This is a genomic window from Janthinobacterium psychrotolerans (assembly GCF_001677885.1).
Classification (GTDB): domain Bacteria; phylum Pseudomonadota; class Gammaproteobacteria; order Burkholderiales; family Burkholderiaceae_D; genus Janthinobacterium; species Janthinobacterium psychrotolerans.
This window is the reverse complement of sequence record NZ_LOCQ01000047.1, coordinates 16887-40693: the sequence shown is the minus strand read 5'-3', so window position 1 is coordinate 40693 and position 23807 is coordinate 16887. Positions and strand designations below refer to the sequence as shown.

Annotated in this window: 20 protein-coding genes and 2 pseudogenes; 12 read left to right on the top strand and 10 right to left on the bottom strand. The window is 63.6% G+C overall.

From position 1 onward, the window contains the following. The first annotated feature begins 61 nt into the window (after positions 1-61). Together cysK and ASR47_RS06395 are read left to right on the top strand one after the other, a co-directional pair. Positions 62-994, top strand: a complete 933-nt coding sequence (cysK, locus tag ASR47_RS06400; protein WP_065306924.1) for a cysteine synthase A — start codon at positions 62-64, stop codon at positions 992-994. Positions 995-1076: 82 nt separating this feature from the next. Beyond that, positions 1077-1478: a ribosomal maturation YjgA family protein gene (locus ASR47_RS06395; protein WP_065306923.1), complete on the top strand. Its 402-nt coding sequence runs from the start codon at positions 1077-1079 to the stop codon at positions 1476-1478. 126 nt (positions 1479-1604) lie between these two features. On the opposite strand, the gene ASR47_RS06390 is transcribed toward ASR47_RS06395, so the two are convergent. The 4 genes from ASR47_RS06390 to ASR47_RS06375 are packed head-to-tail and all read right to left on the bottom strand — an operon-like array spanning position 1605 to position 6495. Then, entirely contained in the window at positions 1605-4430 is a 2826-nt protein-coding gene (locus tag ASR47_RS06390; protein ID WP_065306922.1) for a M16 family metallopeptidase, read from the bottom strand. A 28-nt stretch (positions 4431-4458) separates the two neighbouring features. After that, positions 4459-4800, bottom strand: coding sequence for a hypothetical protein (locus ASR47_RS06385; RefSeq protein WP_065306921.1), 342 nt, complete (start codon positions 4798-4800; stop codon positions 4459-4461). Continuing rightward, positions 4800-5528 carry a P-loop NTPase family protein gene (locus ASR47_RS06380; RefSeq protein ID WP_065306920.1) on the bottom strand — a complete coding sequence of 243 codons (729 nt, stop codon included), beginning with the start codon at positions 5526-5528 and terminating at the stop codon, positions 4800-4802. Before ASR47_RS06380 ends, ASR47_RS06385 begins: the two co-directional genes overlap by 1 nt. 43 nt (positions 5529-5571) lie before the next feature. Continuing rightward, positions 5572-6495 carry a metallophosphoesterase family protein gene (locus tag ASR47_RS06375; protein WP_065306919.1) on the bottom strand — a complete coding sequence of 308 codons (924 nt, stop codon included), beginning with the start codon at positions 6493-6495 and terminating at the stop codon, positions 5572-5574. Between the two features lie 224 nt (positions 6496-6719). On the opposite strand from ASR47_RS06375, the gene ASR47_RS06370 reads away from it, so the two are divergent. After that, positions 6720-8492, top strand: coding sequence for a GGDEF domain-containing protein (locus ASR47_RS06370; protein ID WP_245714275.1), 1773 nt, complete (start codon positions 6720-6722; stop codon positions 8490-8492). On the opposite strand, the gene ASR47_RS06365 is transcribed toward ASR47_RS06370, so the two are convergent. Beyond that, positions 8485-8964, bottom strand: a complete 480-nt coding sequence (locus tag ASR47_RS06365; RefSeq protein ID WP_065306917.1) for a CinA family protein — start codon at positions 8962-8964, stop codon at positions 8485-8487. The genes ASR47_RS06370 and ASR47_RS06365 overlap by 8 nt on opposite strands. A gap of 269 nt (positions 8965-9233) precedes the next feature. On the opposite strand from ASR47_RS06365, the gene ASR47_RS06360 reads away from it, so the two are divergent. Both ASR47_RS06360 and ASR47_RS06355 read left to right on the top strand, forming a co-directional pair. Further along, positions 9234-10511 carry a sensor histidine kinase gene (locus ASR47_RS06360; protein WP_065306916.1) on the top strand — a complete coding sequence of 426 codons (1278 nt, stop codon included), beginning with the start codon at positions 9234-9236 and terminating at the stop codon, positions 10509-10511. After that, positions 10508-13069: an EAL domain-containing protein gene (locus ASR47_RS06355; RefSeq protein ID WP_065306915.1), complete on the top strand. Its 2562-nt coding sequence runs from the start codon at positions 10508-10510 to the stop codon at positions 13067-13069. The genes ASR47_RS06360 and ASR47_RS06355 overlap by 4 nt, the downstream gene beginning before the upstream one ends. Here the strand turns inward: ASR47_RS06355 and ASR47_RS27840 are convergent. Continuing rightward, positions 13039-14063 (bottom strand): annotated as a pseudogene (locus ASR47_RS27840) (RNA-guided endonuclease InsQ/TnpB family protein); the annotation flags it as partial. The gene ASR47_RS06355 and the pseudogene ASR47_RS27840 sit on opposite strands and share 31 nt — an antisense overlap. Between ASR47_RS27840 and tnpA the strand changes: the two are divergent. Both tnpA and ASR47_RS06340 read left to right on the top strand, forming a co-directional pair. Continuing rightward, positions 14056-14351 (top strand): annotated as a pseudogene (gene tnpA / locus ASR47_RS06345) (IS200/IS605 family transposase); the annotation flags it as partial. The pseudogenes ASR47_RS27840 and tnpA sit on opposite strands and share 8 nt — an antisense overlap. A 153-nt stretch (positions 14352-14504) precedes the next feature. Then, positions 14505-15089, top strand: coding sequence for a PaeR7I family type II restriction endonuclease (locus ASR47_RS06340; protein ID WP_082988772.1), 585 nt, complete (start codon positions 14505-14507; stop codon positions 15087-15089). Positions 15090-15114: 25 nt separating this feature from the next. Here ASR47_RS06340 and thiL read toward each other — a convergent pair whose 3' ends face one another. After that, positions 15115-16095 carry a thiamine-phosphate kinase gene (gene thiL, locus ASR47_RS06335; RefSeq protein ID WP_065306914.1) on the bottom strand — a complete coding sequence of 327 codons (981 nt, stop codon included), beginning with the start codon at positions 16093-16095 and terminating at the stop codon, positions 15115-15117. Between the two features lie 79 nt (positions 16096-16174). Here thiL and ASR47_RS06330 point away from each other — a divergent pair, with 79 nt between their 5' ends. Beyond that, entirely contained in the window at positions 16175-16771 is a 597-nt protein-coding gene (locus ASR47_RS06330; RefSeq protein ID WP_065306913.1) for a hypothetical protein, read from the top strand. On the opposite strand, the gene ASR47_RS06325 is transcribed toward ASR47_RS06330, so the two are convergent. Continuing rightward, on the bottom strand, positions 16768-17286 hold the full coding sequence (locus ASR47_RS06325; protein WP_065306912.1) for a MarR family winged helix-turn-helix transcriptional regulator: 519 nt from the start codon (positions 17284-17286) through the stop codon (positions 16768-16770). The two genes, ASR47_RS06330 and ASR47_RS06325, sit on opposite strands and share 4 nt — an antisense overlap. Positions 17287-17405: 119 nt before the next feature. Here ASR47_RS06325 and ASR47_RS06320 point away from each other — a divergent pair, with 119 nt between their 5' ends. The 4 genes from ASR47_RS06320 to ASR47_RS06305 all read left to right on the top strand — a co-directional run bounded on the left by ASR47_RS06320 (position 17406) and on the right by ASR47_RS06305 (position 22368). Continuing rightward, a complete protein-coding gene (locus tag ASR47_RS06320; protein WP_065306911.1) occupies positions 17406-18581 on the top strand; it encodes an MFS transporter in 1176 nt (391 codons plus the stop codon). 67 nt (positions 18582-18648) lie between these two features. Next, on the top strand, positions 18649-19242 hold the full coding sequence (locus tag ASR47_RS06315; RefSeq protein WP_065306910.1) for an SMI1/KNR4 family protein: 594 nt from the start codon (positions 18649-18651) through the stop codon (positions 19240-19242). A gap of 7 nt (positions 19243-19249) precedes the next feature. Then, the gene (locus tag ASR47_RS06310; protein WP_065306909.1) at positions 19250-19843 is read left to right on the top strand and encodes an SMI1/KNR4 family protein; all 594 of its coding nucleotides are present in this window, start codon (positions 19250-19252) and stop codon (positions 19841-19843) included. Between the two features lie 209 nt (positions 19844-20052). Then, positions 20053-22368, top strand: coding sequence for an NADP-dependent malic enzyme (locus ASR47_RS06305; protein WP_065306908.1), 2316 nt, complete (start codon positions 20053-20055; stop codon positions 22366-22368). A gap of 58 nt (positions 22369-22426) precedes the next feature. Here ASR47_RS06305 and ASR47_RS06300 read toward each other — a convergent pair whose 3' ends face one another. Both ASR47_RS06300 and ASR47_RS06295 read right to left on the bottom strand, forming a co-directional pair. Then, entirely contained in the window at positions 22427-23224 is a 798-nt protein-coding gene (locus ASR47_RS06300; protein WP_065306907.1) for a hypothetical protein, read from the bottom strand. 76 nt (positions 23225-23300) lie between these two features. Further along, positions 23301-23801, bottom strand: coding sequence for a hypothetical protein (locus ASR47_RS06295; RefSeq protein ID WP_065306906.1), 501 nt, complete (start codon positions 23799-23801; stop codon positions 23301-23303). Between the last annotated feature and the right edge of the window lie 6 nt (positions 23802-23807).

Genomic DNA, 23807 nt, shown 5'->3' with positions numbered 1-23807 from the left:
CCTCGCGCGTTGCTGTCAAAGGCGGTAGACTGGGCACTCCTGCAACCGTGGAGACTCCCCCATGAATATCGCCAACGACGTCACCGAACTGATCGGCAATACACCGCTGGTGCGCATCAACCGCATCGCCACCGGCAGTGTGGCCACCATCCTGGCCAAACTCGAATTCTACAATCCCGCCCACAGCGTCAAGGACCGTATCGGCCTGGCCATGGTCGCGGCCGCCGAAAGCGCCGGCCTGATCCATCCTGACACCATCATCGTCGAACCGACCAGCGGCAACACCGGCATCGCGCTGGCGATGGTCTGCGCCGCGCGCGGCTACCGCTGCACCCTGGTCATGCCCGACACCATGAGCCGCGAACGGCGCATCCTGTTGCGCGCCTATGGCGCCGAACTGGTGTTGACACCGGGGAGCGAAGGCATGCTGGGCGCGATCCGCAAGGCCGAAGAGATGGTCGCCGCCGACCCGCGCCACCTGATGCTGCAGCAGTTCAACAACCCCGCCAATCCCGCCATCCACCGCCAGACCACGGCCGAGGAAATCTGGCGCGATACCGACGGCCAGGTCGATATCGTGATTGCCGGCGTCGGCACCGGCGGCACGATTACCGGCATCGGTGAAGTGCTCAAGGAACGCAAGAGCGGCGTGCAGATCATCGCGGTGGAGCCGGAAGCGTCGCCGATGTTGTCGAAAGGCACCAAGGGCCCGCACCCGATCCAGGGCATCGGCGCCGGTTTCGTGCCACAGATATTGAATACCGCCATCTATGACGAAGTCATCTGCGTCAAGAACGACGATGCGTTCGCCACCGCGCGCCTGGCCGCCAGCGATGAAGGCTTGCTGGTCGGTATTTCGTCGGGCGCCGCCCTGTGGGCCGCCTTGCAGGTCGCGCAGCGTCCGGAAAACGCGGGCAAGACCATCGTCACCATCATCCCGTCGTTCGGCGAACGCTATCTGAGCACGGCGCTGTATGCGGGACTGGGCGACTAGTTTGTTCGCTAGCGAACATTCGCGCAGTACAATACGGAACGGGCCGCAATAGTTCGGTCCGTCTCCCGTCTTTGAAGGAAATATGTTTCTGGTAAAACCTGAACGCCGCCGCCTGTTGCAGCTTGCTGCCACCGTGGTGGTCATTGCGCTGGGCCTGGCCTCGCGCGCCTTTCCCCAGTGGCTACCCGATAGCTTGGGCAAATATCCGGGCGACGCCCTGTGGGCCATGATGATCGTGTTCGGACTGGGCTTTTTTGCCACCCGCATGCGCACCTGGCAGCTGGCGCTGTGGGCCTTGCTGGTGTGCTTCGCGGTGGAGTTCAGCCAGCTCTACCAGGCGCCGTGGATCGTCGAGATCCGCGCCCACACCCTGGGTCACTTGGTGCTGGGCTCGTTCTTCGGCTGGGCCGACCTGGTCGCCTACACGGCCGGGGTGGCCGTGGCGGCGATCATCGATAATGTCGCTTTGTTCAAGCGACGTTAACAACACCAGACCAAACCTACTGCGCGCCGTGATTTGCGGCCTGCGATGCTCACTGTGCATTCGCACAGTTGCGCGTCTCGGCCACAACTCCCATTCGCTCGCTACGGTTTTGTCCGGTGTTGGATTTTATTTGACGTTCCCTTCCGCGTCGCGCACTTCCACTGGCGCCAGTTTCAGCTTCGATAGTTGCGGCGCGATCTTGGCCTGGTCGCCGACGCCGATCACGATCAGCTTTTCAGGCTGCAGGTACTTCTTTGCCACCTGCTGCACCTGCTTGCCGGTCACGCTGGCAAAGCGCTGCGGCAGCAGGGTGTAGTAGTCCAGTCCCAGCTTGTAGACATAGGTGCTGGCCATGCTGGCGCTGACGCTGGCGTTGGTGTCGAACTGGCCCGGCAGCGACAATACCTGCGAATTGCGCGCGTTAGCCAGTTCCTTGGCGCTCAGGGGACTGGCGATCATGGCGCGCAATTCCTTCACCGTTTCCGACACCGCCGCACCCGTCACGTCGGTGCGCACGCTGGCGGCGATCGAGAACGGGCCGGGCTGGCTGCGGTACTGGAACTGCGAGCGCACGCCGTAGGTGTAGCCCTTTTCTTCGCGCAAGTTCGTGTTCAGGCGGCTGGTAAACAAGCCGCCCAGCGCCGCGTTCATCACTTGCAGCGGCGCGTAGTCGGGCGTCTTGCGGTCGACCGCGATAGTCGACAGGCGCAGCGCCGTTTGCGGCGCGCCCGGCTTGTCGACCAGGATCAATCGGGCCTTGCTGGTGGCAGGCAGGGCCGTCACCGATGGCGCCACTGCACCGGCTTTCCAGGCGCCGAACTTCGCTTCGGCCAGCGCCTTCAGCTCGCCTTGCGTGATATCGCCCGAGACGATCAGGGCCGCATTGTTCGGCACATAATGCTGCTGCCAGAAACGCTGCAGGTCGGCGCGGGTGGTCGCCTTCAAGGCCGCTTCCGTGCCCAGCTGGATATAACCGTAAGGATGTTGCGGGCCATACAGCGCGGCCGCTTCCACGCGCGCGGCGACGGCCCCGGCGTTTTCGCGCTGCTGCGCCAGGTTGCCGATGCGGCTGGCGCGCTGGCGTTCCACTTCCTGTTGCGGGAACTGCGGGTGCTGCACCACGTCGGCCAGCAGGTCCAGCGCTTGCGGGAAGGTGCTCTTCAGGGACGTCATCTGCGCGAACGAGCTGTCGGCGCCGGAACCGGTGCCCAGGAAAGCGCCCAGTTGCGCCGCTTCATCGGCAATCTGCGGCGCGCTGCGCGTGGCCGTGCCTTCCTGCAGCAATTGCGCCGTAAAGCTCGACAGGCCAGGCTGGGCCAGCGGATTGGCGCCCGAACCGCTCTTGATCACCAACTGGCTGGCTACCAGCGGCACGGCCGGGTTGTAGTGGTGGATCACGGTCAGGCCATTGGCCAGGGTGAACGATTTTCCTTGTGGCAGCTTGATCGTCGGCGCCGGGCCGGCGGCCGGCACCTTGTTGCGCCAAGGCTCGTCGGCATTGATGGCCGTGCCTGGTGCTGGCTTGACTTTGTCCGGCGCCGGCGTCGCCACTTCCGGGCCCAGGTCGGGCTTGCCCGGCACGCCGTAGACCACCACCCGCGCCTGGGTTTTCAGGTAGGTGTCGACCGCGCGTTGCACGCCGGCCACCGTCACCTGGCGGTAGCGCTCGATATCTTTTGCCAGGTAGCCGGGGTCGCCCGTGTACTGGTTGTATTCGTTGAGCAAGTTGGCCACGCCGCGGCCGCCGACTTTTTCCACCTGGCTCAGCATGATGGTTTCGATACCGTTGCGGGCGCGTTCGATTTCCTTCTCGGTCGGGCCTTCCGTGCGCAGCTTTTCCAGCTCCGCATCGAGCGCCTGTTCGATTTCCTCGGGCTTGTGGCCGGGGCGGGCGGTGGCGTCGATGGTAAACATCGAGGTCAAGGCGGCCGAACCCTGGTCGGCGCCCACGTCCTGGGCGATCTGCTTGTCATACACCAGCGACTTGTACAGGCGGCTGGACTTGCCGCCGGCCAGGATTTGCGCGGCAATCTTGAGTTCCGCATCGTCTTTGGCATACGCCGACGGCGTGAGCCAGCCGAAATACACGCGCGGCAGTTCGACGCGATCCTGCACCACCACCCGGCGTTCCTGCGTGATCGGCGGCGTCACGACGTTCGGCTTATCCACCGCCGGGCCGCGCTTGAAGCTGCCGAAGTACTTGTTGACCAGTGCCTTGGTTTTCGCCTTGTCGAGGTCGCCGGCGATCACCAGGCTGGCATTGTTCGGACCATAGTATTTGGTAAAGAATTCCTTGATGTCGTCGAGCTTGGCGTTCTGGATGTCGGCGTGCGAGCCGATCACGCTGGCGTAGTACGGATGGTTCTTCGGAAACAGCTGATGGAACAGCGCTTCCTGCACGATGCCGTACGGCGCGTTTTCCACGCTCTGGCGGCGCTCGTTGCGCACCACGTCCTGCTGGTTGGTCAGCGCCGTCTGGTCGAGCACGTCGAGCAGGTAGCCCATGCGGTCGGAATGGGTCCACAGCGCCAGTTCCAGCTGGTTCGACGGCACGGTATCGAAATAATTGGTGCGGTCGAAGTCGGTGCTGCCGTTCGAATCGGTGGCGCCCGCGCCTTCGAGCAACTGGTCGGCCAGGCCGCGCGGCACGTGCTTGGTGGCGGCAAACATCATGTGTTCGAACAGGTGGGCAAAGCCGGTCAGGCCCGGCGCTTCATTGGCCGGCCCAACGTGGTACCAGATATTGACGGCGGTAACCGGCAGCTTGTGGTCTTCGACCAGGATCACTTCCAGGCCGTTGGGCAGCGTATATTTTTCGTAGGCGATATTCGGCACGGCGGTGGCGCCGGTGGGTGACGCTACGGCCGCTTCGGCGGCGTGGGCCAATGTCAGCGGGGCGCCGTACAGCGACAGCATCAGGGCCGGGATGGCCAGCAGTTTGATCGGTTTCATGCGTGCTTCCAGTGAGGGGGTAAGGAGTTCAGGGCTGGTGCCACAGCAGCGCCGCGCCGCCCAGCACCAGCAGGGCGCAGGCCAGCGAGACGATGGCGGCCGCGCCCAGCAAGCGCCATTCGCGCGGCGTGAACCAGCGTGTGGCGGGCATCGCCACAGTGACAGGCGTTGCCGGCGGCGGCAGGCCGCCGGCGGCGCAGGCCTGCGCCGCCAGCGCGTCGGTGGCGGCATTGAGCACGGCCAGCTGGCGCTCGACGGTCTCGGCCAGCACCGCCTCGTTCAGCGCCACCAGGGCAAAGATGGGGTCGTCGGTGTCGACCTTGATGCCGGTCTTGTCGAACACATGGCTGCGCAGTTTATGCGGGTCCACTACCATTGCACCTTGTCGAGTTGCTCGAAAATATCGCGGTAGACCACCTTGATGCGCTGTTTTTCCATGATGTTGAATTTGTCGTTCTGCAGCACCTCCTGCATCGTCAGGCGCGCCGTGTTCATCTTTTTCACGTCGGCGCCAAAGGTGTCCGGGTTACGCTGCGACAAGGTGATGCTGCCTTTGACGCGGGCGCGGTGCTCGGCATACGACTGCGATTCCATGAACTGCTTGCCCGAGGCCGATTGCAGCAGGCCGAAGTGTTCGTTCTGCCACAGCACCAGCGGTACCTTTGTCGCCTGCGCCGTGGCGACAAAGCCGGTGGCCGTGTCGTGCAGGGTGTCGCCGCCGCCGACGATGGTGTGGATATACACCTTGCGGCCCGATTCTTCCAGCATGGCAAAACAGTCGTTTTCCAGCAGGTAGCCCATCAGCGGCGAAAAGGTATTGGCGCCGTTATCGACCACGCAGTTGCCGTCGGTTTCCAGGATGTCGATCATCAGCGCGTCAAAACGCTTGGGGTCGATCATGCGCCCTTCCGTCATCACCGGCACATGCTTGACGTTCATCGCCTTGTAGCGCGAGAAGGTGGCGTTTTCCTGGTCGGTGTCGTAGCAGCGCAGGGCGGTGTCGTCCTTGCCGACCATCCATTGCGCCAGCAAGGTCGACACCAGCGTCTTGCCGATGCCGCCTTTGCCCTGCAGGATGAAATGTACCGTGTTGTGCATGCGACTACTCCAAGTGATTGCGTCTGTGACAGTTATATAAGGTTCAATGACAGGGCGCCGCACCGCTGTCGGGCGCCGGCCGCGCCACCGTGCCGTCGTCCGGCACGGCCAGGTAGCGCCAGCTGTAGCCGGCCTCGTGCAGATTCAGCCTGAGCACGCCATGGCTGCTGTTGTCGCGCATTTCGCTGTGCGGCATGAAATAAAAGAACGGCGTCAGGAAGGCGCCGCCGGTGCCGATCACGAACTGGCGCAGGCCGCGCGCCTGGTCGACATTGCCATTGGCGTCCTGCGGCGCGAAGCGCTCGTAATCGTGGTCGTGGCCAGACAGCACCAATTCGGCGCCGGCCGCGTGCAGCGCCTGCCAGGCCGGCTGCATGGTTTTCGGTGCGCGGTGGCCGCCCGAGCTGTACAAGGGCGCATGCCAGTAGGCCAGGGTGCAGCGCGCGGGATGGCGCGCCAGGTCATCCTTCAGCCAGGCCAGCTGCTCGTCGAGCCGCGCGGCCGGCAAGTGGCTGTTGAGCGATATCACATGCCAGCTGCCCAGTTGAAAACTGTAGTAGTCGGGCCGGCCGAAATAATCAACGTAGCCGCTGGCCGATCTGGAACCGTAATATTCGTGGTTGCCGGGTGTGGGATAGGTACGCGCCTTGAAGCGGCCCCAGGTGGGCGCATAGCAGTCGCGAAATTCCGTCGCCAGACCGGCCGGATAGGTATGGTCGCCCAGGCTCAGCACGGCAGCGTCGGGTTTTCCGGCCAGTTCGCCGGCGATCAGTTCGGCCGTCAGCGCCGCGCCCGTATATTGCCAGCCGCGCTGGCGGCAATCGGCGATATCGCCCGCCGCGTAGACGGTGTAGGCCGGGCCGGCCAGGTAGGCGGCGCTTGCGGCATCCGGAGCCGATGGCGCGACGGCGCAGCTTGATAACAGCAGCAGGGACAGGCAGGCGGTGAGCGGGGAAGACAGGGTCATGGATGGAGTGGCGGAAGGCAATTACTGAGAATAGTGCTTTTTTGTTCCACAGGCAACCGTTGGCGCAGGGGCCGGCCGGCGGCACGCACTGGTGTTTTTACCACAACCGTTTGCAAAGATACCATGTACGAAGGCAAATCTGGTTATGATGAAGGGAGAAGAATACCATTGATACAAAGCAATTTTTGTGTAAAAAATCCACCCCAGAGTGTGAAAAGGTTGCCGTGCCGCTCTCCAGTCTCGATCAAGCCGATATAGACCGTCTCAATATGCAGGGCTTGTCCTGCGTGGTGGGCAACCGCCGCCAGGCCCGGCGCCTGGTGCAACTGGCGCTGGCCGCTGCCGAGCGCCAGCAGTATCCGCGCGGCCAGGCGTACGCCGAACTGAACCAGTGCTGGCTGGCCTATTATGGCGGCGAGGCCGAACCTGCGATTGCCGCATTGCAGCAGTATTTTCATCAGTGCTATGACCTCGAAGGCGGCATGGCAGTGGCCGCGCTGCAGGGCGCGTATGCCAGCAGGCGCGGCGCATTTGCCGAAGCGGAACAGTTTTTTTTGCTGGCGCGCCAGCTGGCGGCGCAGATTCCCGATTCCCTGCATAAATTCATGCTGTATGCGCGCCTGGGCGTCGATGCGCTGAACCGTGGCGGCACGCAGGAAGGGCCGCGCAATTTCCTGCTGGCGCTCGATATCGCCGAGCGCTTCGGCACGCCGGCGCACCGGGTCAACAGCCTGTCGAACCTGGCCTCGTCGCAGCACGACCTGGGCAACGATGAAGACGCGATTCCGCTGTTATATGAGGCGCTCGACATCATCGGCACGCAAAAGCTGCGCTACCAGCACACCATCGTCTCGGCCAACCTGGCCATGTGTTTGCTGGCCACCGGCAAGCCGGCCGAAGCGCTGGCGCTGGTCGAACCGTTTTACGAGTGGCCCGAGGACGACCTGGCGATCCGCGCCTTTCTGTTCTGCATCGCCGCCCATGCCGCCATTTCTCTGCAGCAAGCGCAAACGGCGCTGGACCTGCTGCAGCGCGCCGATCAATACGCGAAGCAGGCGCAGGACCTGGAAGAGCAGATGCATGTATGGCTGGTGCGCGGCAAGCTCGACCTGCATGCGGGCGATGCCGCCACCGCGCTGGTGTCCTTGACGCAGGCGCACAGCCTGCTCAGCTGGACGCGCAATCCGTTTCACCGGCAGCAGATACTGCGCGGCTTGTCCGACATCCATGCGCAGCTGGGCCATTGGCAGGACGCCTATGGTTTTTTGCAGCAGTATCACGCCGCTTTCGAAGCGGGCAGCCGTTCCGCGCGCGCCTCGCGGGTGCTGATGCGCAACCTGGAAAAGGAAATGCGCAGCCTCAAGACCGAGCGCGACAAGGCGCTGGAACTGCAGGCCGCGCGCGAATCGGAAAACGTCAAGCTCGAGCACCTGAACCGCGAACTGGCGCACCAGATCATGCACGTCAATTCGCTGCAGGACAGCCTGAAGGAACAGGCCATGCGCGACCACCTGACGGGCTTGTACAACCGCCGCCATTTCGAAACCTGCCTGAACGCCATCCTGCACGAGGCCAATGGCGATGAGCCGGTGGCCATCATCATCATTGACCTCGATTTTTTCAAGCGCATCAATGATACCTACGGCCATAATTTCGGCGATGAAGTGCTGATCCAGTTTGCGCGCCTGGTCGAAGGCCAGCTGCGCGGCAGCGATATGGTATGCCGCTATGGCGGCGAGGAATTTTGCTTGCTGCTGCGCGAGGCCGACAGCCTGCTGGCGGCGCGCAAGATCGACGCCATTGCCGCGCGCTACCGCCAGCTGCTGATCAGGCAGGCGCCGCATAGCTTGTCCGGCTGCACTTTTTCGGCCGGCATCGCCGAGTATCCGCTGCATGGCGCCGGCCGCCACGAATTGCTGATGCGCGCCGACAGCGCCCTGTACGCGGCCAAGCAGGCCGGCCGCGACCGTTCCATGATCGCCGTGCCGGCTATATGAAGCGCAGCAAACCCTGCAAGGCATGCGCCACCGCCTGCTCGCGCACGGCCTGGCGGTCGCCGGCAAACACTTGCCGCTCGGTGTGCACGGCGCCGGCGCTGGCCCAGCCGAAGCAGACCGTGCCGACCGGCTTGCCGGGCACGGCGCCGCCGGGGCCGGCGATGCCGGTGGTGGCCACGGCCACCTGGGCAGTGCTGTGCGCCAGTGCGCCTTGCGCCATGGCGGCCGCCACTTCCTCGCTGACGGCGCCGTGGCTGGCGAGCAGCTGCGCCGGCACGCCCAGCATCTCGGTCTTGGACACATTGGTATAGGTGACGAAGCCGCGCTCGAACCAGGCGCTGCAGCCGGCGATGTCGGTCACGGCCTGGGCCACGCCGCCGCCGGTGCACGATTCGGCCGTGGCCAGTAATTTCCCCTTGGCATGCAGGGCCTGGCCCACATTGCGGGCCAACTCAACAAGTTCTTTGTTCATGGATATCGGATCAGACAGGCAGTTGGGCAGGTGCCGACTGTAGCACAGCGCATTGTGCCGCAAAAGCCGCACGCAGCGCATAAAAAGTTTCCCCTTTGACAGCGAAAAATGTTTACACTTATTGCAAGCATGCCGGGCAGTGACTGGCGTACGATTTATCGCAATCATTTTTTCTTGGCTGTCATGGCACGATCGAATCCGCTACCAGGCGACGGTTTTTCCAGGTGCTTCTGCCTGGCTGGCTGGTCCATGCTGTCGCGGACTGCCCCATGATACGGCTGCGCTCGATTCGTCACAGGCTGGCCTCGGTGGTGCTGCTCAGCACGCTGATGACCTTGCTGATTTGCCTGGCCGCCATCCTCGCCTACGACATGCACGGCGGGCAGCGCATGATGCTGGCCGACTACCTGGCCATTGCGCTGGGCGTGACGGTGCTGGCGCTGCTGATGGCCTGGCTGCTGTTGCGCCGCCTCGATCATGTGATCATCCAGCCCATCCTCGATATTGCCGAAGTGGCCCGCAGCGTGATCGACACGGGCGACTATGCGCGCCGCGCGCGCAAGCTCAGCGTCGACGAAGTGGCGCAACTGGCCGATTCCTTCAACCAGATGCTGGCCGAAGTCGAGCAGCGCACGCAGGCGCTGGAGCGCTCGAACGGCGAACTGGCGCGCGAGGCGGCGCAGCGCGCGCAGGCGCAGCAGGAAGTGATGCGGCTGAACCAGGAACTGGAAGGGCGCGTGCATGAACGCACCATGCAGCTGGAACTGGCCAATGGCGAGCTGGCGCTGGCCATGCACGAGGCGCGCAGCGCCAACCAGGCCAAGTCGGCCTTTGTGTCGTCGATGAGCCATGAACTGCGCACGCCGCTCAACGCCATCCTCGGCTTTGCGCAAATTCTCAGCTCGGACCGCTTGCCGTCGACCCCGGAGCAAAAGAAGGAATTCGCCGGCCACATCCTGAAAGCGGGCCGCCACCTGCTCACCTTGATCAATGAAATCCTCGACCTGGCCAAGGTCGAGTCGGGTACGCTGAGCCTGTCGCTCGAAGCGGTGGCCTTGCGGCCGCTGCTGGAAGAATGCCGCCACATGACGGCGCCGCTGGCGGCCGGGCGCGGCATCGCCATGGTGTTTGACGAGGATGGCGCGCTCCACGTGCAGGCCGACCGCACGCGCTTGAAACAGATCCTGCTCAATTTGCTGTCGAACGCGATCAAGTACAACCGTGAGCAGGGGCAAGTGAGCATCGCTTGCGCCATGCAGGCCGATGGCCGGATCGGCATCAGCGTGCGCGATACCGGCATGGGACTCGACAGCGCCCAGCAGGCGCAGCTGTTCCAGCCGTTCAACCGCCTGGGACAGGAGGGCGGCGCGCAGGAGGGCAGCGGCATCGGCCTGGTGGTCACCAGGCGGCTGGTGGAATTGATGGACGGCGGTATCAGCGTCACCAGCACGCCTGGCGTGGGCAGCACCTTTTCGATCGTGCTGCGGACGGCTGGCGCCTTGCCGGCCGGCGTGTCGTCCGCCAACGTGACGGGAGCGTCCGCATGATCAGCCAGGCCGATATTTACGGCGCGCGCATCCTGATCGTCGACGACCAGGAAGTCAATCTGCGCCTGCTCGAACATCTGCTTGAAAGCGGCGGCTATACGGCGCTCAGCAGCACTCTCGACGCGCACGCCGTGGCCGCGCTGCACCAGTGCCACCAGTTCGACCTGATCATCCTCGACCTGGTGATGCCGGCCATGAGCGGCTATGCGGTGATGGATGCGCTGCGCCCGCTGGAGCGCGAAGGCTATCTGCCGGTGCTGGTGATCACGGCCGACCCCGACGCCAGGCTGGCGGCACTGGAGGCTGGCGCGCGCGACTTTATCAGCAAGCCCTTCGATGCATTGGAAGTGCTCACGCGCATCCGCAACATGCTCGAAGTGCGGCTGCTGCACCGCGCCGCGCGCCTGCACAGCGCGCAGCTCGAAGCGATGGTCAGCCAGCGCTCGGCCGAATTGCGGCGCTTTCGCGGCGCGATGGACGCCACCAGCGACGCCATCTTCCTGGTCGACATGCTGAGCATGGCGCTGGTCGATGTCAACGATGGCGCCTGCCGCCTGCTGGGCCATGCGCGCGAGAAACTGCTGGCGCTGGCGCCCGGCGTGCTGTTGCCGGCGCCGCCCTTGCCGCCGGCCGGCTTGCGCGATGCACCGGCGCACCTGGCGCTGGACGCCAGCGAATGCGAGTTGCTGCGCAGCGACCTGGCCATGGTGCCGGTCGAATTGACATGGCACTGGTATGCGCCGGCTTGCGACCCGGCGCAGCTGCAGACGAGCACCGGCGGGCCGCTGCTGATCGCCGTCGCGCGCGACATCAGCGAGCGGCGCCAGGTGCAGGAACGGCTGAAACACCTGGCCCACTACGACAGCCTGACGGGCTTGCCGAACCGCGGCCTGTTCTACCAGACGCTGGCGCAGGCGGTTGAACTGGCGCAGGAAAAATCATGGCGCATCGTGGTGCTGTTCATCGCGCTCGACCGCTTCAAGAGCATCAACGACACCCTCGGCGCGGCGCTGGGCGACGAATTGCTGCGCCAGTTCAGCAATCGCCTGGTGGCCTGCGTGCGCCTGCGCGATACCGTCGGGCGCCTGGGCAACGATGAATTCGCGCTGATCCTCACCATGAGCCGCAACCAGCAGGACGCCGTGGCGGTGGCCAACCAGGTGCGCGACACCCTGCGCGCGCCGTTCGACCTGCACGGCCATGCGGCGACCCTGACGGCCAGCATCGGCATCGCCATGTATCCCGACGACGCGCAGGACCCGGAAACGCTGATCAAGTACGCCAATACGGCGATGGGCGGCGCCAAGCAGGCCGGGCGCGACGGCTACCGGTTTTTTACGGCCGGCATGAACGTGCAGGTGCTGGCGCGGCTGGACCTGGAGCTGGCGCTGCGCCATGCCTTGGAGCATCAACAGTTCATCCTGCACTACCAGCCCAAGGTCGACCTGCGCACCGGCCGCATCAGCGGGGTGGAAGCGCTGCTGCGCTGGCGCCGCCCCGGCTACGGCCTGGTGGCGCCGGCCGAATTCGTGCCGGTGCTGGAAGACACCGGCCTGATCGGGCGCGTCGGCGCCTGGGTAATCCAGGCCGCCTGCCGCCAGGTCGCGCAGTGGCGCGACGAGGGTGTGGGCCCGGTGCGCGTGGCCGTCAATGTGTCGAGCCGGCAGTTTGCCGAAGGCGACCTGGACGGCGAGGTGACGCGCGCGCTGGTGCGCTACCAGGTGCCGGCCGAGCTGCTGGAACTGGAACTGACGGAAACGGCGCTGATGTCGAACGCCGAGCGCACCATCATCGTGCTGGGCAAGCTCAAGAAGATCGGCGTGAAGGTGGCCATCGACGACTTCGGCACCGGCTATTCCAGCCTGGCCTATCTGCAGCGTTTTCCGATCGACAAGCTGAAAATCGATATCGCTTTTGTCCGCAACATTACCAGCAGCCCCAACGACGCGGCCATCGCGCTGGCCATCATCAGCATGGCGCACAGCCTGAAACTGAGCGTGGTGGCCGAAGGCGTCGAATCGCGGCCGCAACTGGAATACCTGCGGCGCAACCGCTGCGACGAAATCCAGGGCTTTTATTTCAGCCGCGCCCTGCCGGCGCTGGAGATGGGCCAGATCATCGTCGCCGGCGCAGGCTTGCCGCCCGGCCACGACCCGGCCGCGCAGCCGGCGCAAACCCTGTTGATTGTCGACGAGGACGTCAATGTGCTGTCCTCGCTGCACCGCCTGTTCCGCCCCGATGGCTACCAGATTCTGACGGCCAGCACGCCCGCCGAAGGCTTTGAACTGCTGGCTCTGCATCGGGTGCACGTGATCGTCTGCGACCAGCGCATGACCGGCCTCAGTGGCACGGAGTTTCTCAGCAAGGTCAAGGAACTGTATCCGGCAACCATCCGCATCATCCTGTCCGGCTACACCGGCCTCGAAGCCGTGCTCGACGCGATCAACCGCGGCGCCATCTACCGCTTCTACACCAAGCCCTGGGACGACACCGAGCTGCGCGACAATATCCGGCTGGCGTTCCAGCATTACTGGATGTTGACATCCTCCCCTCCCTGAAGGAAGGGGATTCCTACGGCGCTACGCGGTAATTTGCGCAGTCGCTTCGTGGGTTCCTGCTTCATCGAGCAGCCTGACCGCGCCGACTCTCCACAGGCTAACAAGCGGTATCCCCGCTCTAAAACATTGATCGCGCCGACCACATCGGCGTGATCTTCGTAGCCGCAAGCGACACACAGGAATTTGGCCTGAGTCTGCCGATTATCTTTTGAGACATGCCCACAGGCCGGACACGTCTGGCTGGTGTGGTGCGGTGGAACGGCTAGTAGCATGCCGCCGTTCCATGCGGCCTTGTCGCCAAGCTGGCGGCGGAACTCGCCCCAACCCTGGTCGAGAATGGCACGATTCAGGCCGGACTTTGGCGCACCTTCTTGCCGTGCTGTTCGCTGTTGCCCTTGGAAGACCTGGGCATGTTCCGTACCTGCAAATCCTCAATGCATACGAGCGCGTGGTTTTGGCTGATCGTCGTTGTGGTCTTGTGCAGGAAATCTCTCCGGGCGTTGGCGATGCCGGGGTGAATCTTCTGGATGCGGGCTTTCGCCTTCTGCCAGTTGTTGCTGAATTTGACCTTGCGGCTCATGCGGCGCTGGTAGTGCGCAAGGCGTTGCTGGTGTTTCTTGAAGCTGTCGACTTCGCGCTGCGTCTGAATCGACGCGAACCACTCGCCGCCAGACTGGCTCACGGTGACGTTGCGCAGTTCGCCGAGAATGTCCCGGCTGTTGCGGTAACGCAGCCAGCCCAACTTGGGAAGAAAGAGGTGGTTGTTGGCCTGATCGAGCTTAATCTGTTTCGGGTCCGGGTAACGCAAGCTGTCGCCGCTGCCTTTACGTTTGAAGCTGGGGAAGTCGGCGCTCTTCTCGAAGAAGTTCTTGTATGCCTTTTCCAAGTCTTTGAGCGCCTGTTGTAGCGGGTGGCAGGGCGCGTCTTTTAGCCACGGTGTCTCGACGCCATGACGCCAGCCGGTGAGCGCCTTGCACAGTCCAGCGAAGCCGATGTTCGCCAGCGTCTGCGCGGACTTTGAAGCGGATCTGGTGGAATTCGACGGCGAGCATGACCACGTTCACTTGCTGGTGAACTATCCCCAAAAATTTCCGTCTCGAATCTTGTTAACAGTTTGAAGGGCGTGTCCAGCCGGATGATGCGGAAGAAGAACTACCCGAGCATCTGCAAGAAGCTATGGGGCGGCGCGCTGTGGTCGCCGTCCTGCTTCGCCGGCAGCTGTGGTGGTGCGCCCATTGCAGTTATCCGCCAATACATCGAGCAGCAGCAGACGCCTCACTAGATGCGCGAAACCGGACAGCTGTGCCGTCCGCACTCTTGACCCCGCCCTGAAGGACGGGGCTTGCCGCGCACCCGGTCAATCAACCGGGGGTGGTACGTTCGCAACTGAGATAAACCAAGTGTAGCCCGGCGGCCGGACTGTTAAAATTGCTGTTTGCTTTCTTCAGTCCAGCTGGTCGCTGCCAACGGTTTGTCCGATGCACAAGTTCATCAGCGCTCTTCCCTGGTCACGCTCCCTGGCTATTTTCGGCCGACCAAGAAATGGGATCTGTTGGTGATCCACCATCATCGCCTTGTCGCCGCGATTGAGTTAAAGAGCCAGGTCGGTCCATCATTCGGGAATAATTTCAATAATCGGACTGAGGAGGCGATGGGTACGGCGCACGATATCTGGACTGCTTATCGCGAGAACGCGTTTGGCAAATACCCGAAACCTTTTGTCGCTTGGCTGATGGTGGTCGAAGATGCGCCCAAGTCACGCGCGACAGTACGTGACAAATCGCTGCATTTGCCGGTTTTTCCAGAGTTTCTGGGGGCATCATATTTGAAGCGTTACGATATCCTGTGCCAACGTCTGGTGCAGGAGCAGCTATACACCGCGGCATCAGTGATTGCTACTCCGAAAGAGGCGATTACCACAGGTGCTTATGAAGATCTCTCGCCACTGACCAGCCTGAAGAATTTCATCACGTCTTTTGCCGGTCATATCGCCATGGAAGCCGCATCGTCAGCACCATAGAAGGTGCCTCTCCAAAGCATACAAATCAGTCGCTGAAATGATCAAACGAACTGAGCCTCAAATCCAGCGCCACGCCATTCGCGTCCACCAGCCGCAAGCCCGGCTCTGCTTCGATGCAGCCCACGCGCGTGGCCGGTGTGCCGCAGGTAATGGCCAGCGCGGCGATGGCGGCGCGCGAGGCGGCGGGTGCCGTGAAGCACAGCTCGTAGTCGTCGCCGCCGGCGGCCGCGAACCGGCGGCGCAAGCCGGTGTCCTGTAGCGCCAGAATGGGGCCGGCGGGCAGGGCGTCGACATCGAGGGTGGCGCCCACTTGCGAGGCCTTCAGGATATGGCCCAGGTCGCCCACCAGACCGTCCGAGATATCGATGGCGGCGTGCGCCAGCTTGTTTTCGGCCAGGGCGTGGCCCAGCGCCACGCGCGGCGTGGGCGTGTGCATGCGCACCGCCGCGCTGGCCAGTTCCTCGGCCGACAAGGATTGCTCCATGCGGTAGCCTGCCAGCGCCAGGCGCGCGTCGCCCACTGTACCGCTGATCCAGATGTCGTCACCAGGCACGGCGTGGCTGCGGCGCAGCGCCTGGCCGGGCGCCAGTTCGCCAAACACGGTGATACAGATATTCAACGGGCCCTTGGTGGTGTCGCCGCCGATCAGTTCGCAATCGTGGGCGTCGGCCAGCGCAAACAGGCCTGCGGCAAAGCCGGCCAGCCAGGCGCGGTCCGCTTGCGGCAACGCCAGCGCCAGCGTAAACGCCACCGGGCGCGCGCCCATGGCGGCCAGGTCCGACAGGTTCACCGCCAGGCTTTTGTGGCCGAGTTTGCGCGGGTCGGCGCCGGCAAAGAAATGCCGGTCTTCCACCAGCATGTCCGAGGAAATCGCGAACTGCTTGCCGGCTGATGGTGTCAGCAGGGCGCAGTCGTCGCCGATGCCGAGCGTGGCGCGGCCGGCGCGCTGGCGCACGAAATACTGTTTGATCAGGTCGAATTCGGAAAGATTGTCGGGCTGGGCCATGGTCGATTGCGTGTGTGTGCCGGGACCACGATTATAGGCTGGCCTACAATGGCATCGTTTTCATTTTTTGTTGCCTGCTATGAATACTGTCGATATCCATGCCGTGCTGCAGTCGTATGTGCGTGACGGCGTGCTGCACGACCCCGCCGTGATGGGCCTGCGCGGCTACACGCGCGAGGAACTCGCCGCGCGCGGCTTTGACGCCTGCGGCGATCCGGCGCAGATCTGCCTGTACGAAGATCAGCGCTGTTTTCACCGCGCGGGCAGGGCGGTGCAGCTGGGCTTCAAGGTGTTTCTGGAGCAGGGCCGCTTGTGCGCGAATGGCCTGGAACTGGGCTACCAGGTCAGGCTGGCGGGCGTGCTGCGCGCCGTCGGCAAGCCAGCCCTGCCCGGTTGCAGAGTGCTGCTGCGGCGCAATTGGCGCAGCGGTGCGCTGCTGTTCGACAACGGCCTGGCGCTGCAGTTCGCGGCCAATCGGCGCGGTGCGCCACGCCATTATTTCGTCATCCATGTCGAGGGCCATCTGCCCGCGCCCGCCGGCAGCGACATCGATCTGCGCGCCGCCAGTCACGCGCCGCTCGACGCGCTGTACGCCAGTTATGCGCCAGAACAACTGCGGCAGCTGTCCCACCGGGATCATGCACCTCTGCAAGAACTGATCCGGGTACTGTCCTAGGCTTTCGCCTGCGCCATACCCTGCAGCAGCTTGGCCAGCAACTGGCCCAGCTGCCCCTGTTCGCGCGCCGTCAAGGACGCCAGCATGCGCTGCTCGTTGGCCACATGCAGCAGCACCAGCTTGTCGATCAACTCCCTGCCCTGGCTTGTGAGCGCGACCAGCACGCCGCGCCGGTCGCTCGGGTGCTTCTGGCGTTCGATCAGGCCGGCCGTTTCCAGCCGGTCGATGCGGTTGGTCATGCCGCCCGATGACAGCATGGCCGCCTCGTACAGCGCCGTCGGCGTCAATGCATAGGGCGCGCCCGAGCGGCGCAAGGTCGCCAGCACATCGAATTCGCCGGGTTGCAAGCCGTGTTCGGCAAACAGCGGATTGAGCCAGTCGCGCGCCATCAGCTGCGCCACCGTGCCCAGCTGACCCACCACCTGCATGGCGCGCGTGTCGAGTTGCGGCAATTCGCGCTGCCATTGCTCGGCCGCAAATTGCGCGCGCTGGTGTTCTTGCGGCGTGTCCGTCATGCAGCGTCCTTTATCTTGACGTCGAGATTGTTTTTCATCTTCATGTTAAGATACTTTTCATTAAGTTAGTTGTCTTCAAATATTAAACCATGTGCCTCCGTGCGAGGCAAGGACTATCCATGCCATCGAAAACAGACCAGCCGCATCGCCATTCCTCCGCCCTGCTGATCGCGGCCATCATCCTGCTCGGCCTCAATCTGCGCCCCATCCTCGCCGCCATCGGCCCCTTGCTCGACGCTATCCAGGCCAGTACCGGCATCAGCAGCGCCGACGCCGGCCTGCTCACCACCGTGCCCGTGTTTGCCATGGGCGTCTGTGCGCTGGCGGGCGCGCAACTGCAGCGCCGCCTGGGCGTGGTGCGCGGCGTGGGCCTGGGCATTGCCATCATTGCGCTGGCCTGTGCGTTGCGCTGGCCTTTGCACGGCGGCGCCGGCCTGGTCGCCACCGCCGCGCTCGGTGGCCTGGGCATCGCGCTGGTGCAAGCCTTGCTGCCGGCGTTTATCAAGCGCCACTTTCCCGAGCGCGCCGGCCAGCTGATGGGCTTTTATACGACCGGCATCATGGGCGGCGCGGCGCTGGCCGCCGCCTCGGCTTCGCCACTGGGCCAAAGCCTGGGCTGGCAGGTGCTGCTGGCGCTGTGGGCGCTGCCGGCCCTGGCCGCGCTGCTGCTGTGGCGCCGCGCGGCGGGCGGCGGGCGCGAGGTGGCCGCTGGCGCCGGCGCGAGCTTGCCGGTGCGAAGTGGCCGGGCCTGGCTGCTGATGGTGTTCTTCGGCATCGGCACCGGCGCCTACACCCTGGTGCTGGCCTGGCTGCCGCCGTTTTATACCGAGCTGGGCTGGAGTGCGGCGCACAGCGGCCTGCTGCTGGGCGCGCTGACCCTGGTGGAGGTGCTGTCCGGATTATGCGTGTCGAGCGTGATCAACCGTTATCCTGACCGCCGCCCTTTGCTGCTGGCGGTACTGCTGTCGGTCCTGCTGGGGCTGGCCTGCCTGATCGCCGCGCCCAAGCTGCTGGCGATCCCGGCGGTGATACTGCTCGGCTGCGGCATCGGCGCGCTGTTTCCGCTGTCGCTGATCGTCAGCATGGACCATGTGACGGAACCGGCCGGCGCCGGCGCGCTGCTGGGCTTCGTGCAGGGCGGCGGCTATATCATCGCCAGCAGCATGCCGTTTATTGCCGGCCTGATCCGCCAGCATTCGGCCAGCCTGGCCCAGGCGTGGATGGTGATGGCCGCCGGCGTGGTGCTGCTGCTGCTGATCGCGCTGCGCTTTGCACCGGGTGCCAGGTTGCGCTAGCGTGCGCTGGCCGCGCGTCCTGAACTGCTATATTCTTCGATCTTGCAAAATCGAAAGTTCATCACGCATGCGGATCGTCGACCAGTATCTGGCAGGATTGCGCCACGCCCTGCCGCCAGCGCCGCGCCTGCGCCTGGCGAATGCCGCGGGCGCCAGCGCGGCGCAGCTGCACAGCCTGCTGCAGGCGTTTCCACCTTGCCCCGCCAGCCTGCTGGCCTTGCTGACCCAGGTCAATGGCACCCACTGGGACGATGATGACGATGGCGCCACGGCCGTGCTGGCGCTGGGCGCCGACGAGGCCATGGGCAGTTACCCGTATTTCCTGCGCTCGGTCGAACAGATCCTGGAAGACCAAGCCATGTATCCCGACAGCATTGTCGAAATTTATGGCGACCCGCCTGGCGATGAGGACGTCGTGGTCGACAGTGGCATCGATCTACACGCCAGCGGCGCCGAGCGGCTGTGCTTTGCGCACTGCATGAACAATGGCGGCACCTCGATGCTGTACCTCGATTTTGCGCCTGCCGCCGGTGGCGTGGCCGGGCAGGTCATCCGCTTCCTGCACGATCCCGATGAATATCGCGTGATTGCCGCCAGCTTTGACGATTACCTGCAATTGCAGATCCAACAGGAGTATGTCTTTGTCGACCCCGATCAATAAATCCGCCATGCTGGACACTTACCTCGCCGGCGTGCATGCGCGCTTGCCGCAGGAAAGCCTGGACGCGCTGGCGCTGGCCAGTGGCGCCAGCGATGAGCAGCTCGGCCAGTTGCGCCAGGCCTACCCGCTGTGCCCGGACACCCTGTTGCAGCTGCTGGCTATCTACAACGGCACCTACCATCAGCAGTATGCTGGCGGCAAGGTGTCGGTGTACCTGCTGGGCTCGGACTCTTACGAGTATCCTTACTACCTGAGTTCGGTCGGGCAGATGCTCGCAGACCAGCAATCGCGCCAGCGCAGCATCGCCGAGATTTATGGCCACCACCTCGACCAAGATCCCGGCATCGTCGATGCCCGCATCGACGCCACCATCAGGCAGGGCCAGCGCCTGTGCTTTTCACACTGCATGAACAACGGCGGCAGCTCCGTGCTGTATGTCGATTTCAATCCGTCGGCCTCGGGCAAGGTGGGTCAGGTGGTGCGCTTCATGCACGATCCTGACAACTACCAGGTCATCGCCGACAGCTTTGACGCGTATCTGCAACTGCTGATCGACGGGGATTACGGTTTTTTGGCCGAAGAAAATTTTGATGTTGAATAGATGAGCTATCATTTTCAAAAATTATCAATATCCGCTAATCGATAGTTTTTGAAGCCAATCCGGTTTGTGCTGACAGCGGCCTTTACAATGGCAGGTTATGCGCTTTCGTGATATCAGACTATGCTTGCGGAAAATACCTAGCTAATTGAAAGTATCGGTCTGATAAAATCGCGAACACCCCGATCGACCAAACAGGAAGGCAGCACAGCATGGATTCGTCATCTGATAAAAAAGAAGAATTGCGTCAACAATTGCGCCTGGCCGCACTCGAATATCACGAGTTTCCGCGCCCCGGCAAGATCAGCGTGACGCCTACCAAGACACTGACCAACCAGCGCGACCTGGCGCTGGCGTACTCGCCCGGCGTGGCCGCGCCCTGCGAAGAAATCGTCATCGATCCGGCCAACGCCTACAAATACACGGCGCGCGGCAACCTGGTGGCCGTCATCACCAATGGCACGGCCGTGCTGGGCCTGGGCAATATCGGTCCGCTGGCCGCCAAGCCGGTGATGGAAGGCAAGGGTGTGCTGTTCAAGAAGTTCGCCGGCATCGACGTGTTCGACATCGAAATCAACGAGCTGGACCCGGACAAACTGGTCGACATCATCGCGTCGCTGGAGCCGACCTTTGGCGGCGTCAACCTGGAAGACATCAAGGCGCCCGAGTGTTTCTATATCGAACGCCAGCTGCGCGAACGCATGAAGATTCCCGTCTTCCATGACGACCAGCACGGCACCGCCATCATCGTTGGCGCGGCGATCCTGAACGGCATCCAGTATGTCGGCAAGGACATCAAGAATTGCAAACTGGTGGTCTCGGGCGCCGGCGCCGCCGCCCTGGCCTGCCTGGACCTCATCGTCGACCTGGGCTTCCCGCTGGAAAACATTTTCGTCACCGACCTGGCCGGCGTGGTCTACAAGGGCCGTACCGAACTGATGGATCCGGACAAGGAACGTTTCGCGCGCGAGACCGACGCCCGTACCCTGGCCGAAGTGATCCCGGACGCCGACATTTTCCTCGGCCTGTCCGCCGGCGGCGTGCTGAAACAGGACATGGTCAAGACCATGGCCAAGAACCCGCTGATCCTGGCGCTGGCCAATCCGAATCCGGAAATCGCCCCCGACGACGTGAAGGCCGTGCGCGGCGACGCCATCATCTGCACCGGCCGTTCGGACTACCCGAACCAGGTCAACAACGTGCTGTGCTTCCCGTATATTTTCCGCGGCGCCCTCGATTGCGGCGCGACCACCATCACGCGTGAAATGGAAATTGCCGTGGTGCACGCGATCGCCGAACTGGCGCACGCCGAACAGTCCGACATCGTCGCCACCACCTATGGTTTCACCAGCCTGTCGTTCGGCCCGGAATACCTGATCCCGATGCCGTTCGATCCGCGTTTGCTGATCAAGATCGCGCCGGCGGTGGCCAAGGCGGCCGAAGAGTCGGGCGTGGCCACGCGTCCGATCGCCGACCTGCAAGCGTACGCCGACAGCCTGCAGCAATTCGTCTATCGCAGCGGCACCTTCATGAAGCCGCTGTTCCAGGTGGCCAAGAAAACCGCGAATGAAATGAAACGCATCGTCTACGCCGAAGGCGAAGAAGAGCGCGTGCTGCGCGCGGTGCAAGTGGTGGTCGACGAGAAACTGGCGCGTCCTATCCTGGTGGGCCGTCCGGCCGTGCTGGAAACGCGCATCCAGAAGTTCGGCCTGCGTTTGAAGCAAGGTGTCGACTTCGACATCATCAACCCCGACTTCGACGAGCGCTATCGCGATTACTGGACCACGTATTACGAGATGACCAGCCGCAAGGGTGTCACCGAGGAATACGCGAAGCTGGAAATGCGCCGCCGCCACAGCCTGATCGGCTCGATGATGATACACAAGGGCCATGCCGACGGCATGATCTGCGGCACTTTCGGCACCACCCAGCTGCACCTGAAATATATCGACCAGGTGCTGGGCAAGCGCGCCGGCAGCAATGTCTACGCCGCCATGAACGTGCTGATCATGCCTGAACGCCAGCTGGTGATGGTCGACACCCACGTCAATGAAAACCCGGACGCCGGGCAATTGGCCGAGATCACCATCATGGCCGCCGAAGAGATGACCCGCTTCGGCCTGTCGCCGCGCGCGGCGCTGCTGTCGCACTCGAACTTCGGTTCCAGCGACAGCGCCTCGGCGCAAAAAATGCGCGCCGCGCTGGCCATCATCAAGGAACGCGCGCCGGAACTGGAAATCGATGGCGAAATGCATGGCGACACGGCGCTCGACAGCAAGCTGCGCCACAAGCTGATGCCCAATTCGGACCTGAAACACGACGCCAACCTGCTGGTGATGCCGAACATCGAGTCCGCCAACATCGCCTACAACCTGGTGAAAACCGCCGCCGGCAACGGCATCGCGGTCGGCCCTATCCTGCTCGGCTGCGCCAAGCCGGTGCATATCCTGACGCCATCGGCCACCGTGCGCCGCATCGTCAACATGACGGCCCTGTGCGTGGTCGATGCGGTAGCGCAACGCGTGTAAGGTCCTGAGCGGTTTTGCCGCCGGAAAGCCGCCCCATCCGCAAGGAGGGGCGGCTTTTTTACATCGGTGGCATGGTGACCGGCATGGCCGTGGCGGGTGGATAACGGCGCAGGTAGTAGTGACGGTACAGCATGATCTCGCACCACACCAGCAGCAGCGCCAGCAAGGCGAACAGGGCCACGGTGAGCTTGAGCGAATGGAAATAGGCGCTGGCCTGGTGTTCGATGGCGTCGATCAGCACCATCGGCAGGGATTTGTCGAGTTTGCTCAAGTCGCGCAGGTCCGCCCCCGTCAACGTGTCGCCCAGCACGCCGGCACGCGCGATCAGCTGATCCTGCAGCACCTCGGTCAGCAGCACGCCGCCACGGCGCAGGATGATTTCATTGATCCAGTGCGCCTTGCTGCGCTCCCAGTAGCTGTTGGAAGCGGGCCGGTAAACCATGCTGTGCACCAGGGGTTCGAGCAGGCTGCGCATGCTGACCGGCTGGTCTGGCGCCATCAGTCTGACGCGCTGCTCGAGGTAGATGCGCAGCGCCGGCGCATGGGTTGCGAACACCGGCTGCAGATCGCGCACCAGCGCCTGGCTGAGCACCCGATGCACGCTGTGCACGGCGCCAAACGCGCCACCGAGCACCGGCAGCGCCACCAGGATCAGCACATAGCTGAACTTGGCTGCCACATGCCAGGCCGGCGGGCGGCGTACCAGCAGGCATTTGCGGGCCAGCTGGTAACAGATCAGGGCGGCAAGAACAAAACCGGCCACGCCACACAGCAGTATCCATGGCAGGGCGGTCCACAGCAGTTCGCCGCCGAACGGCAACAGGCTGCTGCCCCAGCTGGCCAGTGGTAGATCCATGTGCGTGCCCTGATGGTGAATGATCAGGCAAGTATAGCCTTTTCGTCATGCGCCACTTGCACGCTTGAAGGGACGATCAGTTGAACGGGGCCAGGTCGAGCCAGACCGCATACGACAGGCGCTTGCCGTTCCACAAGCCGCCGCCACGGATCACTGCGTCGCACGAGCTCAAGTGCCCGGCCAGGTCCCGGTGCGCCAGGTTGCGGTGCAGGCGCAGCGCGTCGCCGTGCGCCAGGTAACCCACCAGCTGGCCATCGATAAACACGGCGATGGCCTTGTCCTGAAACGGGTTGGCGTCGTCGCACACCAGCAGCGCCAGGCATTTTTCATCGGCATTGCCGGGGCCGTGTTCGCCGGCCAGTTTGGCGATCGCCGGCTGGTACATCGCATCGTTGTCCACTTCGGACGCATAGCGTCCGCCATCGGTCCAGTGGTGCGCCGGCGCGCCAGGCGGAATCGCCGGCACATACTCGCGTATCGACACCAGTGCTGTCGACAGCGGCTGGACGGCGGTACGGTCGCGGAACACGTAATACAGCAGCGCGACAACGGTCGCAAAGGCGAGCAGGTAAAGCATGGTAAC

Coding starts and splice junctions, on each gene's coding strand:
- ASR47_RS06390 (WP_065306922.1), bottom strand. CDS start 4,430: ATGAAACCGATCAAACTGCTGGCCATCCCGGCCCTGATGCTGTCGCTG.
- ASR47_RS06375 (WP_065306919.1), bottom strand. CDS start 6,495: ATGACCCTGTCTTCCCCGCTCACCGCCTGCCTGTCCCTGCTGCTGTTA.
- ASR47_RS06395 (WP_065306923.1), top strand. CDS start 1,077: ATGTTTCTGGTAAAACCTGAACGCCGCCGCCTGTTGCAGCTTGCTGCC.
- ASR47_RS06295 (WP_065306906.1), bottom strand. CDS start 23,801: ATGCTTTACCTGCTCGCCTTTGCGACCGTTGTCGCGCTGCTGTATTAC.
- ASR47_RS06320 (WP_065306911.1), top strand. CDS start 17,406: ATGCCATCGAAAACAGACCAGCCGCATCGCCATTCCTCCGCCCTGCTG.
- ASR47_RS06300 (WP_065306907.1), bottom strand. CDS start 23,224: ATGGATCTACCACTGGCCAGCTGGGGCAGCAGCCTGTTGCCGTTCGGC.
- ASR47_RS06330 (WP_065306913.1), top strand. CDS start 16,175: ATGAATACTGTCGATATCCATGCCGTGCTGCAGTCGTATGTGCGTGAC.
- cysK (WP_065306924.1), top strand. CDS start 62: ATGAATATCGCCAACGACGTCACCGAACTGATCGGCAATACACCGCTG.
- ASR47_RS06325 (WP_065306912.1), bottom strand. CDS start 17,286: ATGACGGACACGCCGCAAGAACACCAGCGCGCGCAATTTGCGGCCGAG.
- ASR47_RS06310 (WP_065306909.1), top strand. CDS start 19,250: ATGCTGGACACTTACCTCGCCGGCGTGCATGCGCGCTTGCCGCAGGAA.
- ASR47_RS06360 (WP_065306916.1), top strand. CDS start 9,234: ATGATACGGCTGCGCTCGATTCGTCACAGGCTGGCCTCGGTGGTGCTG.
- ASR47_RS06365 (WP_065306917.1), bottom strand. CDS start 8,964: ATGAACAAAGAACTTGTTGAGTTGGCCCGCAATGTGGGCCAGGCCCTG.
- thiL (WP_065306914.1), bottom strand. CDS start 16,095: ATGGCCCAGCCCGACAATCTTTCCGAATTCGACCTGATCAAACAGTAT.
- ASR47_RS06355 (WP_065306915.1), top strand. CDS start 10,508: ATGATCAGCCAGGCCGATATTTACGGCGCGCGCATCCTGATCGTCGAC.
- ASR47_RS06380 (WP_065306920.1), bottom strand. CDS start 5,528: ATGCACAACACGGTACATTTCATCCTGCAGGGCAAAGGCGGCATCGGC.
- ASR47_RS06305 (WP_065306908.1), top strand. CDS start 20,053: ATGGATTCGTCATCTGATAAAAAAGAAGAATTGCGTCAACAATTGCGC.
- ASR47_RS06315 (WP_065306910.1), top strand. CDS start 18,649: ATGCGGATCGTCGACCAGTATCTGGCAGGATTGCGCCACGCCCTGCCG.